This window comes from Tateyamaria algicola, from assembly GCF_047715485.1.
GTDB lineage: Bacteria > Pseudomonadota > Alphaproteobacteria > Rhodobacterales > Rhodobacteraceae > Tateyamaria.
Genome location: NZ_CP180422.1, coordinates 2,319,218 through 2,334,442, shown reverse-complemented (window position 1 = coordinate 2,334,442; position 15,225 = coordinate 2,319,218). Strand labels below are relative to the sequence as shown.

Here is a 15,225-nt window from a genome sequence, read left to right as displayed (position 1 = left end):
AGATGAACACGCAATCCACAGACATGAAGGCGGCGGCCAAGGGTATTTCCGTTCAGAAGATGAACAAGTACTACGGCGGCTTTCACGCGCTCAAGGACCTGTCGCTGGATGTCGATCCCGGTGAGTTCCTGGTGCTGCTGGGCCCGTCGGGCTGCGGCAAGTCCACCGCGCTGCGGATGATCGCAGGGCTGGAGAGCATATCGAGCGGCACGCTGATGATCGGCGACAGCGACGTGACCGAGGTACTGCCCAAGTACCGCGATATCGCGATGGTGTTCCAATCCTACGCGCTTTATCCGCACAAGACCGTGGGCGAAAACATCGGCTTTCCCCTCAAGGTCGCCAAGGTGCCCAAGCCCGAGATGGAAGCCACGATCCGTGCCGCCGCCGCGCAGGTCGAGTTGGAAGAATTGCTGGATCGCCTGCCGGGGCAATTGTCAGGCGGTCAACGGCAGCGCGTTGCCCTGGCGCGTGCCATCGTGCGCCGCCCATCCGTCTTTTTGATGGACGAGCCGCTGTCGAACCTGGATGCCAAGCTGCGCGGCAACATGCGCGCCGAACTCAAGCACATGCAGAACACGCTGGGCATCACCACGATCTACGTCACCCACGACCAGATCGAGGCCATGACCCTCGCCCATCGCGTCGCCATCATGAAAGACGGAGAGCTGCAACAGCTCGGCACCCCGAAAGAGGTGTATTCCGACCCCGCGAACCTGTTCGTGGCGGGGTTCATGGGCTCGCCCCCGATGAACTTTGTCGATGGTGCGATCAGGGATGGCGTGTTCACGGGCCCCGGTATCTCGCTGCCCTGTGCCAGCTTTGCCGCCTCCGGTGACGTGACGCTGGGGTTCCGGCCCGAAGACTGCACCGTGGTGGATGCCGGTGCGGGTCAGATGGACGCCGAGGTGTTTACGCTGGAAATGACGGGCGATCAATCGCTGGTCACGTTCCGCACGGGGCACAAGTCGCTGGTCGCCAAGATGCCCAAGGACTTTGACATCCGGGCCGGCAGCATGGCCGGGATCGCCTTTGATCCCGACAGCGCCTGTTTTTTCGAGACAGGCAGCGGGCAGCGCATTCGCCCGGCACAGTAACAGGAACACAAATGGCCTTGGGGGTCTCACGAGATGAAATCAGCACGCATGAACCGTCTGTTCGGAACATCCGGCCACTGTTTTGACGTCGCAATCGACCACGGCATGTTCAACGAGCGTTCGTTTCTTGGCGGTATCGAGGACATGCACAGCGCCATCGCAACGGTCGCGGCCGCCGCGCCGGATGCCATTCAACTGCCCCCGGGCACGGCCCCCATCCTGCAAGCCATCCCTGGCAAGGACCGCCCGGCCCTCGTCTTGCGCACGGACATTGCCAACGTCTACGGCACCCCGCTGCCGCGCACCCTGTTTTCCGAAGTCATCGCAGACGCGGTGACGCAGGGTGTGATGCTGGACGCGGCCTGTGTGGTGGTGAACCTGTTGATGCTGCCCGACCAACCCGAGGTGCATCAGGCGTGCATTCACAACATCAACCGGCTGAAACGCGACTGCGAGCTGTCGGGCATGCCGCTGATGATCGAGCCGTTGGTGATGCAGGACAACGCCAAGGCGGGCGGCGGGTACATGGTGGACGGGGACATCGACAAGATCCTGCCCCTGATCCGTCAGGCGGTGGAGCTGGGTGCCGATATCATCAAGGCCGATCCGTGTGATGACGTCAGTGAGTACCACCGGGTCATCGAGATCGCCCAGGGCATTCCCGTGCTGGTGCGCGGCGGCGGCAAGGTGTCGGATGAAGAGATCCTGACGCGCACCGCAGCCCTGATGGCGCAAGGCGCCAAGGGGATCGTCTATGGGCGCAACGTCATCCACCATGCCAATCCCGCTGGCATGACCCGCGCCCTCATGACCGTGGTCCATGACGGTGCATCGGTCGCGGATGCCCTGGCGATGACTGCATGACCCGCACGGTCAAATTCGGCGTGATCGGGGCCGGTCTGATGGGGCGCGAATTCGCCTCGGCGGCGGCGCGCTGGTTGCATCTGAATGACACCAAGGCCCGCCCCGAGATCGTGGCGGTGTGCGATCTAAACCCGGCACTGACCGACTGGTTTTCGGCCAACGTCCCGTCGGTCGATCTGGTGACGGACGACTACCGGGCCTTGCTTGCCTCTGACGCGGTCGAGGCCGTCTATTGCGCGGTGCCCCACAACCTGCACGATCAGATGTATCCGGATATCCTTGCGGCGGGCAAACATCTGTTCGGGGAAAAGCCCTTTGGCATTGATGCTGCTGCCAATGCGCGCATTCAGGCGGCCATCGACGCCCATCCCGAGCTGTTGGTGCGCTGTTCGTCCGAGATGCCTTACTTTCCCGGCGCTCAGAAGGTCATCGACCTCGCACGCGGCGGGGATCTGGGCGAGATCATCGAGGTCGAAGCCGCCTTTCTGCATTCCTCGGACCTGAACCCGGACAAGCCGATCAACTGGAAACGCATGGTCGATGTGAACGGGGCCTACGGGTGCATGGGCGATCTGGGCATGCATGTGCTGCACGTCCCCTTGCGGCTGGGCTGGCGGCCCGCGCGTGTCTCGGCCACGCTGGTGAACCGGTTCCGAACGCGACCGGATGGGCGTGGCGGAACGGTGCCGTGCGAGACGTGGGACAATGCCACGATCACCGGGCATGTGGAGGACGCGGGCGGCGGGTTTCCCCTGGTCCTCAAGACGTGGCGCATCGCGCCGGGCCATTCCAACACCTGGAGCATTCGTGTTCTGGGCACCCGCAAGAGCGCGTATTTCTCCACCCAATCCCCACGGCAGTGGCAGTGGATGGAGTATTCCGGCGGCGCGCAGGTCTGGCAGGTCGAGGACCTCGGTTTTCAATCCCTGTTCCCGGCGATCACCGGCGGTATCTTCGAATTCGGCTTTCCTGACGCGATGCAGCAGATGTGGGCGGCCTATCTCGACGAGTTGGCGGGGGGCGATGCCAAGGGGTTCGGCTGTGTCACCCCGCAAGAGGCGGCGGACCATCACGCCATTCTGACGGCCGCCCTGACCGCGGGCAGCCGCCACAGCGTGGAAGACGTGGTCTACACCCGCGGGCAGAGCGGGCCCTGAGCGATGGCGAACCGGTCCGGCATCATCTGCGCAGGCAACTGGATCGTCGATCTTGTCCATGACATCGACCGCTGGCCGGGCGAAAGCGATCTGGTGCGCATCGGCGCGCAGACGCGCGGCATGGGCGGCGGGGCAGCAAATGTCATCTCGGCCCTGGCCAGGTTGCAAACGGGTCTGCCCCTGTGGCCGATGGGGGCGGTCGGGGACGATGCCCACGGGGCCTACATCCTCGACGCGTGCCGCGAACTGTGCCTGCCCGTCACGCAGATGACGACCAAGGCGGGTGTGGCCACAGCGCATACCCATGTGATGTCTGTCGCCGGGCAAAGCCGCACGTTCTTTTACCAGGGGGGCGCGAATGACGCCCTGAGTGTCGCCGATTTTCCGGTCGGGACATTTGCACAGACGCAGGCGCGGCTGTTCTATCTAGGCTACCTCACGCTGCTAGGTGATCTGGACCACATTGCGGATGACGGCGCGACGGATGCCGCCCGCGTGCTGGAGCGGGCGCAAAAGGCGGGGCTGATCACGGCAGTCGATCTTGTCTCGATCCACCATCCGGCGTTCGAGCAGATCGTGACGGCGGCAGCGCCGTTCATCGACTACCTGATCCTGAACGAGGTCGAAGCCGCGCGGGCCACGGGCCACGCCGCTGATCCGTCGCATATCACCGCGCCTGACACACTGGTGCAGATGGGACAGCACTTGCTGGCCAAAGGCGTGCGCAGGGCCGCGATCCTACACAGTGCCGAACGTGTGGTCTGGTGCGGGACAGACGGGACACAAACAGTTACGGAGGTCACCCCCGTTGCGGCGGAGGAGATCGCCAGTCACCTCGGGGCGGGTGACGCGTTTTGCGCCGGGCTGCTATATGCAATTCACGAGGGATGGCCGCCCAAGGACGCGCTGGCCTTGGCAACCCGCGTGGCCGCAGCGTCGTTAAAGGGCATGACGGCGACGTCCGCCATTCCGCCGCTGCACAGGCTGGACGTTGAACGGCCAGAACCAGACAAGATGTAAGAGACGCCCCATAAAGCGTCACAGAAAACGGGGTCACAATATGCAAGCAAGCCGCCTGTTTGATGTCGCAGACATCCGCACCGTCGACATCCCCAAGCCGGAGCCCGGCCCCGGCGACATCCTTGTGCAAGTGGAGGCTGCCGGCATTTGCGGAACCGACCGGCACCTGTTCAAGGGAGAGTTCCCATCCGTGCCGGGCACGACACTGGGCCATGAGTTTTCCGGCATCGTCGTTGATGCGGGCACCTCTGACATCGCCGTGGGCACCCGTGTGACATGCGATCCCAACACCTGGTGCGGCGCCTGCGCGCAGTGCCGCAAGGGACGGGTCAATCTGTGCGAGAACAACCTGGCCACCGGGATCGGGCGCGATGGCGGTTTCGCGGAATACTGCGCCTTTCCCGCACATAAGGCACATGTTTTGCCAGCGGACCTCGATCCGCTTTTTGGCGCGTTCTGCGAGCCGCTGGCCTGTACGTTGCACGGCATGGACCTTGGGCAGGCGCGCCCTGGCGAACGGGTGCTGATCATCGGTGGAGGGGTCATCGGGCTATTGGCTGTTCAACTGGCGCGGAGCGCGGGAGCGGATGTCATGCTGCTGACCCGCAGCGCGGCCAAGCAGGACCTTGGCCAATCGGTTGGTGCAGCCCGGGTCGCAGGCACGGCGCAGGATGTGCTGGATCAGTGGCCAGAGGGTGCCGATCTGGTGATCGAATGCGCAGGCGTTGCCGCAACGGTCGAGATGTCACCGGCCCTGACCCGGACGGGCGGGCGCATCGTGATCCTTGGCGTTCTACCCGATGGCGAGACAGTCGCGATCAAGCCGTTCGATCTGCTGTTTCGGGAAATCCAGATGCATTTCAGTTTTCTGAATCCGTTCACCCATGAGCGCGCCGCGCAGATGGTTGCCAAGGGCGAGATTGATGTGAAGCCGCTGATTTCGCGCACGATATCGTTGTCTGAAACGCCAGAGGCGATTGCCAACCCACCACGACCCGGAGAGGTGCGCGCCATCGTGGTGCCCTGATCTGCCCGGCCCTCAGACTGCGGTAAACCCACCATCAATGGGCAGCGCGACGCCGGAAATCATCGACGCCGCATCGCTGAGCAGAAAGACAATGGGCGCCGCGATCTCGTCTTCGGTCGCCCAGCGGCCCAGCGGCATGGTTTCAAGGAACGGTTTTTCGATCTCTGGCCGCCCCCAGTACCAGGCTGACATGGGCGTCATGACGACCGTGGGATGCACACCATTCACCCGGATGTTGTGGGGTCCAAGCTCAAGTGCGGACACCCGTGTGATGTTGTCCAGCGCCGCCTTGGATGCGCCGTAAGAGATATGCCCCCTGAGCGCCACGAGACCCGCCTGGCTGGACACGTTGACGATGGCACCGCCCTTGCCCAGCCGGATCATGGATTGCGAGGCATATTTGGTAACCAGCAAGGCGCCGCGCGCGTTGATCGACATCACCTTGTCAAAGACGGAAATGTCGGTGTCCATCGGCGTTGCGATCTCACCCCCGAAACCACCGCAGTTGACGACCCCGTACAGGTCGAGCCCGTCCAAGGCGCCTTTCACGCTTTCCTCGTCCGTCAGATCGAAAGGCAGCGTGCGGCAGCCGGTGTCTTTTGCCAGCGCGTCAAGCGCATCCGTATTGCGCCCGCTCGCGATCACGTCGGCCCCGGCCTCGACAAGATGGCGCACGGTTGTGCCGCCGATGCCGCCGCTTGCGCCCGTAACCAGGATCGCCCCCTTGTCCAGCCCTTGCATGTTTCACCCTCCGCCCCGTGTGCCTCGCGATCTGGTCAGCATAACAGCAGGGCAGTGTTGGGGATATGCTGTTTGGTCGTAACGGGCGGGCGTGCCCTGTACAAAAAAACCCGGGCACACAGGCCCGGGCAAGTCCAACAGGGAGGTGCATGTGCGCCGCATCGCGGCCCCGACATGCGCGGGCGTTGTGCCAACCTAGGCCATACGCAAGGGTATGCGCATTGACCCAGATCAATGTCAGGCCATCAGGCGGTAGCCACCGGATTCGGTGACCAGAAGCCGCGCGTTCGAGGGATCGGGTTCGATCTTCTGGCGCAGGCGGTAGATATGCGTTTCCAGCGTGTGGGTCGTGACGCCCGCGTTGTAGCCCCAGACCTCGTGCAGCAGCACATCGCGCGCCACCACGCCTTCGGTCGAGCGGTAGAGGAACTTGAGAATGTTCGTCTCTTTCTCGGTTAGGCGGATTTTCTTGTCGTCCTCGGTGATCAGCATCTTCACGCTGGGTTTGAACGTGTATGGCCCAAGGGTGAACACCGCGTCTTCGGACTGTTCGTGCTGACGCAACTGGGCGCGGATGCGGGCCAGAAGGACCGGGAATTTGAACGGCTTGGACACGTAGTCATTCGCACCGGCATCAAGGCCCAGGATCGTGTCGGCGTCGGTGTCGTGACCGGTCAGCATCAGGATCGGCGATTTGACCCCCTGTTTGCGCATCACGCGGCACAGTTCGCGCCCATCCGTATCAGGCAGGCCCACGTCGAGGATGACGAGGTCGTAGATCGCTTCCTTGGCCTTGACCAGCGCGTCCTGGCCATTGCCTGCCTCGAAGACGTCGAAGTCTTCGGTCATGATCAACTGTTCGCTCAGCGCCTCGCGCAGATCCTCGTCATCATCGACCAGCAGGATTTTCTTGAGTTGTGCCATGGGTCTCGTCTCCCTTTCGTGTTGCAGCATAGATGAGGGGCCGGGGCCTGATGGGCAAGTTTTGCGGGTTTTTTTCACGCCCATGTGTCGGCTGCGCGGCAAATGTTTCAATTCGGGGCCGATTTGCTTATGTCGGGCAGAGCGATACATGGATTTCTGTAACATGGGCCTGGCCCCCGACATCATCGAAACCCTGGCGCGCGCCCGCGCGGACCTGCGGATGGGTGTGCCCATCGTGCTGACAGGGCCGGTTTCGGTGCTGGCCGTCGCGGTGGAGACCGTTTCGCCCGAACGGCTGGCGGCAATCCGCGCCCTTGGCGGCACGCCGGTGCTGGCCCTGACCGGGTGGCGCGCGCAGACCCTCAAGGCGCGGGCCTATGACGGGGATGTGGCGCGTATCCTTGTGCCGGATGAGGTGGCGCTGGGATGGTTGCAGGCGCTGGCCGATCCCGCCGATGACCTTGCCACGCCGATGAAGGGGCCCCTGAACTCGGCCCGGGACGGCGATGCAGCCCCTCATCGCGCCGCGTTGCAGTTGTGCAAGTCGGCCCGGCTGCTGCCTGCGTGCCTGTGCGTGGACGTGGCCGACGGGTTGGCATTTGCCGCCCGGAACGGGCTGACAGCCGTGCCCTTGGCCTTGGCAGAACCGCTGTTGCTGGCACAAAACGCGCTGCACCCGGTCGTGCAGGCCCGCTTGCCAATTGAGGCGGCAGAGGCGGGCCGTTTGCACGTCTACCGCCCCGAAGATGGTGGAGAGGAACATTACGCCATCGAGATCGGGCGCCCCGACCGCACGGCACCTGTACTCGCCCGTCTGCATTCGGCCTGTTTCACCGGCGACGTGCTGGGCAGCTTGAAATGCGACTGCGGCCCGCAATTGCGGGGTGCACTGGCCCAGATGGGGGCCGAGGGGGCGGGTGTGCTCTTGTATCTCAACCAGGAGGGGCGCGGCATTGGCCTTGCCAACAAGATGCGCGCCTATGCATTGCAGGATCAGGGCTTTGACACGGTGGAGGCCAATCACCGCCTCGGCTTTGAGGATGATGAGCGGGATTTCAGGATCGGATCCGACATCCTGAAATCCATGGGGTTCACCGCCGTGCGCCTGCTGACGAACAACCCCAAGAAGGTCGCGATGATGGAGGCCAGCGGTGTGGCGGTCGCGGAACGCGTACCACTGAAGGTCGGCGAGAACCGGTTCAACCAGGATTACCTCGCGACCAAGGCCGCCAAGTCGGGGCATCTGCTGTGAAATCACATGACATGGTGCTTTGCCCGCAGGGTTTGCGATTTGCCGGGCGGATGTTTCCCTGTTCGATTGGACGCGGCGGGGTGTCCGGGAAGAAGCGCGAAGGGGATGGGGCGACGCCGACCGGCGTGCACAGGATCGTCGGAATGCTTTACCGTCCCGACCGCATTGCGCGCCCGGCTGATTGGGCCGTACCGATCCGGCCCGGCGATGTCTGGTCGGACGATCCTCGGGCCGAGGATTACAATCACATGGCACGGGCTCCATACCCTCACAGCCATGAGGCCCTGCGCCGGGCCGACCCGCTATATGATCTGGTGATCCTGACCGATTGGAACTGGCCCTATGCGGTGCCGGGGCGTGGATCGGCGATCTTTGTCCACCGCTGGCGCAGGCCGGGCTATCCGACGGAAGGTTGCATTGGATTGCGCCCGACGGATCTGGCTTGGATCGCGCCGCGCATTCGTTTTCAAACACGGCTGATCGTGCGCTAGCTGCCCGGCTCGCCCGGAACAGCCTTCGCAGTCCTCAGGCTGTACCGCCTGTGCGGGCCCCGAAAATCGCGGACCCGACGCGCACATGGGTGGCGCCAAGCGCAATGGCGGATTCGAAATCACCGCTCATCCCCATGGACAGGCCGGTCACCCCGTTGCGATCCGCGAGTTTCTTGAGAAGCGCGAAGTGCAGCGATGGTTCTTCGTCCACCGGCGGGATGCACATGAGACCAGCAATCGGCAGGTCGAGCGACCGGCAAAAGGCGACAAAGCCGTCTGTTTCGTTGGGCAGAACGCCTGCTTTCTGCTGCTCTTCCCCGGTGTTGACCTGGATGAACAGTTCCGGGCAATGGCCAAGGTCCTGGACCAGCCGGGCCAGGGTGTTGGCCAGCTTTGGCCGGTCAACGGAATGGATGGCCTGAAACAGCTCCATCGCCTGGCGTGTCTTGTTGGTTTGCAACGGACCGATCAGATGCACATCGACAGAGCCGTATGTCTCGCGGAATGCGGGCCACTTGTCTGCCGCTTCCTGAACGCGGTTCTCGCCAAACAGGCGGTGGCCTTCCTTCAACACGGCGTCGACCCGTTCGGCCGGTTGCACCTTGCTGACCGCGATCAGCTGGACTGACCCTGCGGGACGGTCTGCCTTGGCTTCGGCCTTGGCAATCTGTGCGATGATATCTGTCAGGGACATGTGCTGTACCTTGCATGTGGGTGCATCCGCACAAAACATGAGGGGCACACAAAAGAAAAGGGGCAGACCAAAGGCCTGCCCCAAATCGTCAGATGTGCTTCAACTTAGAAGTTGAAGATCACACCCAGGTCAGCAACCGTGTTACCGGCAACTTCACCCACGCCGCCTTGCAGCGAAACACCGCCGCCCAGCGAGTGGCGGAAGCCGATGCCGTATGCGTCGGAGTTGTTGGTGCCGTCACCGTTGTCCGAGTACGCGAAACGGATTTCGGTAGCCGCGCCAACGTCATACTTCGCCGAAACACCGTAAGCTGTGTCGGGACGTGCGTCTGTGTCTGCGATCAGCACTGTGAATGCAAATGCGCCGATCTCGCCGTCGAAGCCCAGGGCCCAGAAGTCGTTGTCAGCATTTGCAGTCGTTGCAGCGGCTGCGTTTACAACTGTTGTTGTTGTGACGTCTTCGTTACCGAATGCCAGGCCAACGTTGTAGTTGCCAAAGCTGTAGCCGACGCCAACTTGCCACTCTTCACGCGACACTGTTGTGTCTGTGATGGTGCCAGCACCACCGGCAGGGTTTGCGATTGCTTGGCTTGTCACGTCACGGTCGTCTGTAACCGATGCTGCAACAGTGAAACCGCCGGAAGTGTAACGCAGTTTGATTGTCGCAGGCACATCGTCAGCACCGGAGATGCCGCTTGCTGGCAGACCGAAGCCTGTCGATGTTTCGACGATCGCTGTCAGACCAACACCGTAGCCGTAGTAGTTCAGCACGTCGCCGGAGTCGATCACGTCGGATGTGTTACCAACGTCCAGACGGAAGCCGCCGGATTCAACGTTGAATTCAGCCGCGCGCACGTCGGAGTCCGCACCGTCGTTTGTTTCGATACGCGCACGCGCACCGAACTGCAGACCGTTGTCGGATTCTGTTGTACCTGTGATGTTCAGGCGGAAACGCTGCTCGATGGATGTTTCGTCTGCTGCGCCGTCGTTGTAGATCAGGCCAAAACGGCCATAGCCGCCAAAGCTAACATCTGCTGCGGCCATGCCAGCGGTGGCGACCAGAGCAGTAGTAGCGAAGAGAACTTTTTTCATGAGTTTTCCCTCGGTTTTCAATTCACACGCCCTAACCGGGGAATCCGGCGAGGGGATGAGCGCTGTGTCACCTATTTGGCCCCCCATCTCAAGCAACGCATGAAACTGGGACATAATTCCGACATGGTTGGTGCAGCTTTGCCACAGTTGCCACGGGCGCAGCCTGTGCCCTGCACGATACCAGCGGCTTGCGGGGGCAATTCAAGTTGTCTATCAGAGGGTCGGAACCAAGCGTGGTAGGGCAAGTATATGGGCGTCTCGAAGTCTTCAGAGCGGTTTAGCGGGCGGATTGCCCTGTTGTGCTGCGCGATTTTCCTGGCCGGGTGCGGCCAGACATTCACGCCTACGGCATCGGATGACGAAGACCTTTTCGACCCCGAGATTCAGCGCAGCCGCGAAGGTGTCGGTGGCACCACGCTTGGCGAAGCCCTGCGGGCGCGGCGCAATCAGGAATCCATCGTCAAGGTCAACAGGTACATCTGGTCTTCGTCCCTGCAGGTTCTCGATTTCCTGCCGATCCAGTCTGTCGATCCGTTCACGGGCGTCATCGTGACCGGCTATGGCACCCCGCCCGGCGGCGGGCGCGCCTATCGCGCGACTGTGCTGATCAGTGACCCCGCACTTGATGCCCGGTCGCTCAACGTGGCGCTTCAGACCCGCAACGGCCCGGCCAGTGCGGCCACCGTACGCGCCGTCGAAGACGCCATTCTGACGCGCGCGCGTCAGCTACGTATCGCAGACAACCGCCTCTAGGCCCTTTCCGCGCTTTTCATTCCACACTAAGACATGCGCCGGGTCCAACAGCCCGGCGTTTTCATGTCCAAGACCAGGATAGTCCATCATGGCCACCTACACCCCGTCCGAAATCGAAGCCCGCTGGCAGGCCGCCTGGGACGAGGCCGGCATTTTCCGTGCCACCGCCAGCGCCGACAAGCCGAAGTACTATGTGCTCGAGATGTTCCCCTATCCCTCGGGGCGCATCCACATGGGCCATGTGCGCAACTACACGATGGGCGACGTGATCGCGCGCTACAAGATGTCGACCGGGCACCACGTGCTGCACCCCATGGGTTGGGACGCATTCGGGATGCCGGCCGAAAACGCGGCCATGGCCATTGGTGGCCACCCCAAGACCTGGACCTACGACAACATCGCCGACATGCGCGGCCAGATGAAACCGCTGGGCCTGTCCATCGACTGGTCACGTGAGTTCGCCACGTGCGACCCTGAATACTACGGCCAACAACAGGCCCTCTTCCTCGACATGCTCGCGGCCGGGCTGGTCTATCGCAAGAACGCGCAGGTGAACTGGGACCCGGTTGATATGACCGTGCTGGCCAATGAACAGGTGATCGACGGCAAGGGCTGGCGATCCGGGGCCGAGGTCGAACGGCGCGAGCTGACGCAATGGTTCTTTAAAATCAGCGACATGGCGGGAGAGTTGAAATCCGCCCTCGACGGTTTGGACAACTGGCCCGCCAAGGTGCGCCTGATGCAGGACAACTGGATCGGAGAGAGCCGCGGCATCGACATCCCCTTTGTCCGCACGGACGGGGATGGCACGATCCTGTGCTATTCGACCCGGCCCGACACCATGCGCGGTGCCTCGTTCATCGCCGTCTCGCCTGACCATCCGGTCGCCAAGGGGCTCGAGGCGGACAATCCCGACCTTGCCGCCTTTGTCGAAGAGTGTCGCAAGATGGACACCACCGAGGCGGCCATGGAGAAGGCCGAAAAGAAGGGCGTCGACACCGGCATTCGCGTCAAGCACCCGGTCTATGCAGACCGCGAGCTGCCCGTCTGGATCGGCAATTTTGTCCTGATGGATTACGGCACAGGCGCAGTCTTTGGCTGCCCCGCCCATGATCAACGCGACCTTGATTTCGCCCGCAAATATGATCTGCCCGTGCAGAATGCGTTTCACATGCCCGGCGATGACACGGATGTCGCAAACGAAGCGCTTGTGCCCACCAAGACCGAGAAGGTTGTCTATATCGACCACTTTGCCGGTATCACCCAGGCGACAAGCCAGGACGGCATCGACGCCACAATCGACTATTTCGAGGCGCACGGCCTGGGCAAAGGGCAGACGCAGTACCGCCTGCGCGACTGGGGCCTGAGCCGCCAGCGCTATTGGGGCTGCCCCATTCCCGTTGTCCACTGTGACGATTGCGGCGTGGTGCCCGAGAAAAAGGAAAACCTGCCAGTGGTCCTGCCAGACGATGTCAGCTTTGACATTCCGGGCAACCCGCTGGATCGGCACCCGACGTGGCGCGATGTGCCCTGCCCGTCCTGCGGCAAGCCCGCCCGGCGCGAGACGGACACGATGGACACGTTCGTGGACTCGTCATGGTACTTTGCGCGTTTCACCGCGCCACATGCCGACACGCCCACCGATCTGGACGATGCGGCGTACTGGATGAATGTGGACCAGTACATCGGCGGCATCGAACACGCGATCCTGCATCTGCTTTATTCCCGCTTTTTTGCGCGGGCGATGCGGATCACGGGCCACCTGCCGCAAGGCTGCGAAGAGCCATTTGATGCGCTGTTCACCCAAGGGATGGTCACACACGAGATTTACGTGACGCGGGATGAGCGCGACCGCCCCGTCTATCACCTGCCCGAGGATATCGAGTGGACCGAGTCGGGCGCACGCCTGGGCGCAAGCGGCGCACCGGTCGAGGTGATTCCATCCGCCAAGATGTCGAAATCGAAAAAGAACGTGGTGGACCCGCTGGGCATCATCGCTAGCTACGGCGCCGACACCGCGCGCTGGTTCGTGCTGTCCGACAGCCCGCCCGAACGGGATGTGGAGTGGACCGCCAGCGGAGCCGAGGCGGCCTACAAGCACCTCACCCGTGTCTGGAACCTGTGCGACCGGATTGGTGCCATGGACAAGGACGCGCCGGGCAACGGCGATGACGACCTGCTGCGCGCCATGCACAAGACCATCAATGACGTGACACTGGGCGTGGAATCCTTTGGTTTCAACGCGGCGATTGCCAAGCTTTATGCCTTTACCGCGACCTTGCAGAAATCTAAGGCGGGGTATGCGGCCCAGCGCGCGGCGATCATGACGCTCGCACAACTCATGGCCCCGATGACCCCGCATCTGGCCGAGGATATCTGGGCGCACCAGGGCGGTGAAGGGCTGGTCACAACCGCGCCCTGGCCGCAGGCGGACGAGACGATGCTGGTGTCCGACACGGTCACCCTGCCCATCCAGATCAACGGCAAACGCCGCGGCGAACTTGTCGTGCCTGCGGACATGGACAAGGCAGAGGTTGAAAAACAGGCGCTCGCGCACGAAGCTGTGGTCAGATCGCTCGAGGGGGGCACACCGAAAAAGGTGATCGTCGTCCCCGGTCGGATCGTCAACATCGTGGTATAGGAACAACATGCACTGGTTCAAATCCGCCCTGCTGTGCCTCGCGCTTGCTGCCTGCGGGTTCACGCCCGTCTACGGCCCCGGCGGTGCGGGAACGCAGCTGCAAAACCGGGTACAGGTGGATCGCCCGATTGACCGGGATGGTTTCCTGCTGGTGCAACGTCTGGAAGAGCGGCTGGGCCGTGCGGGCGATCCCGCCTACACCCTGGCCGTTGACCTGAACGTGGGCCGCGAGGCGCGCGCCATCGACTCGGACGGCGATATCCGGCGGTTCCACATGATTGGCGACGCCACATATACGCTGACCGAAATGGCCACCGGGGCCGTTGTGCGATCCGACACGGTAGACAACTTTGTCGGCTATTCCGCCACGGGCACGACTGTTGCCACACTGGCCGCACAGCGCGATGCCCAAGAGCGTCTGATGACCATCCTTGCGGACGAGATCGTGTTGCAGTTGCAGGCAAGCGCCTTGTGAAACTGTCGACCGGTCAGGCCAACGGCTATTTTGCCAAGCCGGATCCGGAGGCCGCTGGCCTGTTGATCTATGGCGCGGACGCGATGCGTATCGCCCTCAAGCGGCAAGAGGTCGTGGCCAGGTTGATCGGCCCAGCGGGCGAAGAGGAAATGCGCCTGACCCGCATTTCGGGGGCCGAGTTGCGGCGCGAACCTGCGCTGTTGCAGGACGCGGTCAAGGCCATCGGGTTTTTCCCGGGCCCGCGCGTGGCCCTTGTCGAGGACGCGAACGAGACCGTTGGCCCGATTGTCACCGACGCGCTGGACGGCTGGCAACCCGGCGATGCCCAGATCATCGTCACCGCGGGTGCGCTCAAGCCCACCTCGAAGATGCGCAAGGCGTTCGAGGGGCATGGGCAGGCCTATGCCGCCGGTATCTACGACACGCCCCCCACGCGAGACGAGATCGAACGTGACCTGCACGCCGCTGGCATCCAGAACCCGCCGCAAGAGGCAATGCATGTCCTGATGGATCTGGCCCGCGATCTGGAGCCCGGTGATTTTCGCCAGACACTGACCAAGATCGGGCTCTACAAGCTGAACGATGACACCCCCCTGAGTGCCGAGGATATTGCCGCCTGTGCCCCCGCCTCGATCGAGGCGGATGTGGACGATGTGCTGCTGGTCGTGGGGGATGGGCAGGCCGCAGCGATTGGCCCCGTCATGCAGCGCCTGCAGGCGCAGGGGGTCAACGCCGTGTCCCTGTGCATCGGGGCCATGCGCCATTTCCGCACCCTGCACCGCGCGGCCACCGACACGTCGGGCCGTGCGCAGATATGGGGGCCGAACCGCGACAAGATGGCGGCGCAGGCCCGCGCATGGGGACCGATCAAGCTGGAACAGGCGCTGACAGAGCTGACCGACACCGATCTGCAACTGCGCTCGGCCGGGCAACACGCGCCCGCCCTTGCGCTGGTGGAGCGTACATTTATCCGGCTGGCGATGCTGGCGCGGCGCTAA

At 63.0% G+C, this 15,225-nt stretch carries 15 protein-coding genes; 11 read left to right on the top strand and 4 right to left on the bottom strand.

All coding sequences use genetic code 11. The features are described from left to right. Positions 1-2 precede the first annotated feature (2 nt). From ACMHLQ_RS13820 to ACMHLQ_RS13800, 5 genes are read left to right on the top strand one after another with little or no spacing between them, the layout of a single operon-like run. Positions 3-1,097, top strand: a complete 1,095-nt coding sequence (locus tag ACMHLQ_RS13820; protein ID WP_415401236.1) for an ABC transporter ATP-binding protein — start codon at positions 3-5, stop codon at positions 1,095-1,097. A 33-nt stretch (positions 1,098-1,130) separates the two neighbouring features. Then, positions 1,131-1,961, top strand: coding sequence for a class I fructose-bisphosphate aldolase (locus ACMHLQ_RS13815; protein ID WP_415401235.1), 831 nt, complete (start codon positions 1,131-1,133; stop codon positions 1,959-1,961). Further along, positions 1,958-3,118: a Gfo/Idh/MocA family protein gene (locus tag ACMHLQ_RS13810; protein WP_415401234.1), complete on the top strand. Its 1,161-nt coding sequence runs from the start codon at positions 1,958-1,960 to the stop codon at positions 3,116-3,118. Before ACMHLQ_RS13815 ends, ACMHLQ_RS13810 begins: the two co-directional genes overlap by 4 nt. A 3-nt stretch (positions 3,119-3,121) precedes the next feature. Continuing rightward, positions 3,122-4,138: a carbohydrate kinase family protein gene (locus ACMHLQ_RS13805; RefSeq protein ID WP_415401233.1), complete on the top strand. Its 1,017-nt coding sequence runs from the start codon at positions 3,122-3,124 to the stop codon at positions 4,136-4,138. A 40-nt stretch (positions 4,139-4,178) separates the two neighbouring features. Next, complete coding sequence (locus ACMHLQ_RS13800; protein WP_415401232.1) at positions 4,179-5,165, top strand: zinc-dependent alcohol dehydrogenase family protein; 987 nt, start codon at positions 4,179-4,181, stop codon at positions 5,163-5,165. A 12-nt stretch (positions 5,166-5,177) separates the two neighbouring features. Here the strand turns inward: ACMHLQ_RS13800 and ACMHLQ_RS13795 are convergent, their stop codons facing one another. Next, positions 5,178-5,906, bottom strand: a complete 729-nt coding sequence (locus tag ACMHLQ_RS13795; protein WP_415401231.1) for an SDR family oxidoreductase — start codon at positions 5,904-5,906, stop codon at positions 5,178-5,180. Positions 5,907-6,143: 237 nt separating this feature from the next. Next, positions 6,144-6,830 carry a response regulator transcription factor gene (locus ACMHLQ_RS13790; protein WP_415401230.1) on the bottom strand — a complete coding sequence of 229 codons (687 nt, stop codon included), beginning with the start codon at positions 6,828-6,830 and terminating at the stop codon, positions 6,144-6,146. Between the two features lie 163 nt (positions 6,831-6,993). Between ACMHLQ_RS13790 and ribA the strand changes: the two genes are divergently transcribed. Together ribA and ACMHLQ_RS13780 are read left to right on the top strand one after the other, a co-directional pair. Further along, complete coding sequence (gene ribA, locus ACMHLQ_RS13785; protein ID WP_415405286.1) at positions 6,994-8,082, top strand: GTP cyclohydrolase II; 1,089 nt, start codon at positions 6,994-6,996, stop codon at positions 8,080-8,082. An 11-nt stretch (positions 8,083-8,093) separates the two neighbouring features. Beyond that, positions 8,094-8,573: a L,D-transpeptidase family protein gene (locus tag ACMHLQ_RS13780; protein ID WP_415405285.1), complete on the top strand. Its 480-nt coding sequence runs from the start codon at positions 8,094-8,096 to the stop codon at positions 8,571-8,573. Between the two features lie 34 nt (positions 8,574-8,607). Here the strand turns inward: ACMHLQ_RS13780 and ACMHLQ_RS13775 are convergent, their stop codons facing one another. Both ACMHLQ_RS13775 and ACMHLQ_RS13770 read right to left on the bottom strand, forming a co-directional pair. Continuing rightward, positions 8,608-9,267 carry a YggS family pyridoxal phosphate-dependent enzyme gene (locus tag ACMHLQ_RS13775; protein WP_415401229.1) on the bottom strand — a complete coding sequence of 220 codons (660 nt, stop codon included), beginning with the start codon at positions 9,265-9,267 and terminating at the stop codon, positions 8,608-8,610. Between the two features lie 104 nt (positions 9,268-9,371). Continuing rightward, entirely contained in the window at positions 9,372-10,358 is a 987-nt protein-coding gene (locus ACMHLQ_RS13770; protein ID WP_415401228.1) for a porin, read from the bottom strand. Between the two features lie 249 nt (positions 10,359-10,607). Here ACMHLQ_RS13770 and ACMHLQ_RS13765 point away from each other — a divergent pair, with 249 nt between their 5' ends. The 4 genes from ACMHLQ_RS13765 to holA all read left to right on the top strand — a co-directional run bounded on the left by ACMHLQ_RS13765 (position 10,608) and on the right by holA (position 15,225). Beyond that, on the top strand, positions 10,608-11,111 hold the full coding sequence (locus ACMHLQ_RS13765; protein WP_415401227.1) for a DUF3576 domain-containing protein: 504 nt from the start codon (positions 10,608-10,610) through the stop codon (positions 11,109-11,111). Between the two features lie 88 nt (positions 11,112-11,199). Continuing rightward, positions 11,200-13,752, top strand: coding sequence for a leucine--tRNA ligase (gene leuS / locus ACMHLQ_RS13760; protein WP_415401226.1), 2,553 nt, complete (start codon positions 11,200-11,202; stop codon positions 13,750-13,752). Between the two features lie 7 nt (positions 13,753-13,759). Continuing rightward, complete coding sequence (lptE, locus tag ACMHLQ_RS13755; RefSeq protein WP_415401225.1) at positions 13,760-14,227, top strand: LPS assembly lipoprotein LptE; 468 nt, start codon at positions 13,760-13,762, stop codon at positions 14,225-14,227. After that, positions 14,224-15,225, top strand: a complete 1,002-nt coding sequence (gene holA, locus ACMHLQ_RS13750; RefSeq protein ID WP_415401224.1) for a DNA polymerase III subunit delta — start codon at positions 14,224-14,226, stop codon at positions 15,223-15,225. The genes lptE and holA overlap by 4 nt, the downstream gene beginning before the upstream one ends.

Coding starts and splice junctions, on each gene's coding strand:
- lptE (WP_415401225.1), top strand. CDS start 13,760: ATGCACTGGTTCAAATCCGCCCTGCTGTGCCTCGCGCTTGCTGCCTGC.
- ACMHLQ_RS13815 (WP_415401235.1), top strand. CDS start 1,131: ATGAAATCAGCACGCATGAACCGTCTGTTCGGAACATCCGGCCACTGT.
- ACMHLQ_RS13780 (WP_415405285.1), top strand. CDS start 8,094: ATGGTGCTTTGCCCGCAGGGTTTGCGATTTGCCGGGCGGATGTTTCCC.
- ACMHLQ_RS13810 (WP_415401234.1), top strand. CDS start 1,958: ATGACCCGCACGGTCAAATTCGGCGTGATCGGGGCCGGTCTGATGGGG.
- ACMHLQ_RS13820 (WP_415401236.1), top strand. CDS start 3: ATGAACACGCAATCCACAGACATGAAGGCGGCGGCCAAGGGTATTTCC.
- ACMHLQ_RS13790 (WP_415401230.1), bottom strand. CDS start 6,830: ATGGCACAACTCAAGAAAATCCTGCTGGTCGATGATGACGAGGATCTG.
- ACMHLQ_RS13765 (WP_415401227.1), top strand. CDS start 10,608: ATGGGCGTCTCGAAGTCTTCAGAGCGGTTTAGCGGGCGGATTGCCCTG.
- ACMHLQ_RS13800 (WP_415401232.1), top strand. CDS start 4,179: ATGCAAGCAAGCCGCCTGTTTGATGTCGCAGACATCCGCACCGTCGAC.
- ACMHLQ_RS13775 (WP_415401229.1), bottom strand. CDS start 9,267: ATGTCCCTGACAGATATCATCGCACAGATTGCCAAGGCCGAAGCCAAG.
- ACMHLQ_RS13770 (WP_415401228.1), bottom strand. CDS start 10,358: ATGAAAAAAGTTCTCTTCGCTACTACTGCTCTGGTCGCCACCGCTGGC.
- leuS (WP_415401226.1), top strand. CDS start 11,200: ATGGCCACCTACACCCCGTCCGAAATCGAAGCCCGCTGGCAGGCCGCC.
- ACMHLQ_RS13805 (WP_415401233.1), top strand. CDS start 3,122: ATGGCGAACCGGTCCGGCATCATCTGCGCAGGCAACTGGATCGTCGAT.
- ACMHLQ_RS13795 (WP_415401231.1), bottom strand. CDS start 5,906: ATGCAAGGGCTGGACAAGGGGGCGATCCTGGTTACGGGCGCAAGCGGC.
- ribA (WP_415405286.1), top strand. CDS start 6,994: ATGGGCCTGGCCCCCGACATCATCGAAACCCTGGCGCGCGCCCGCGCG.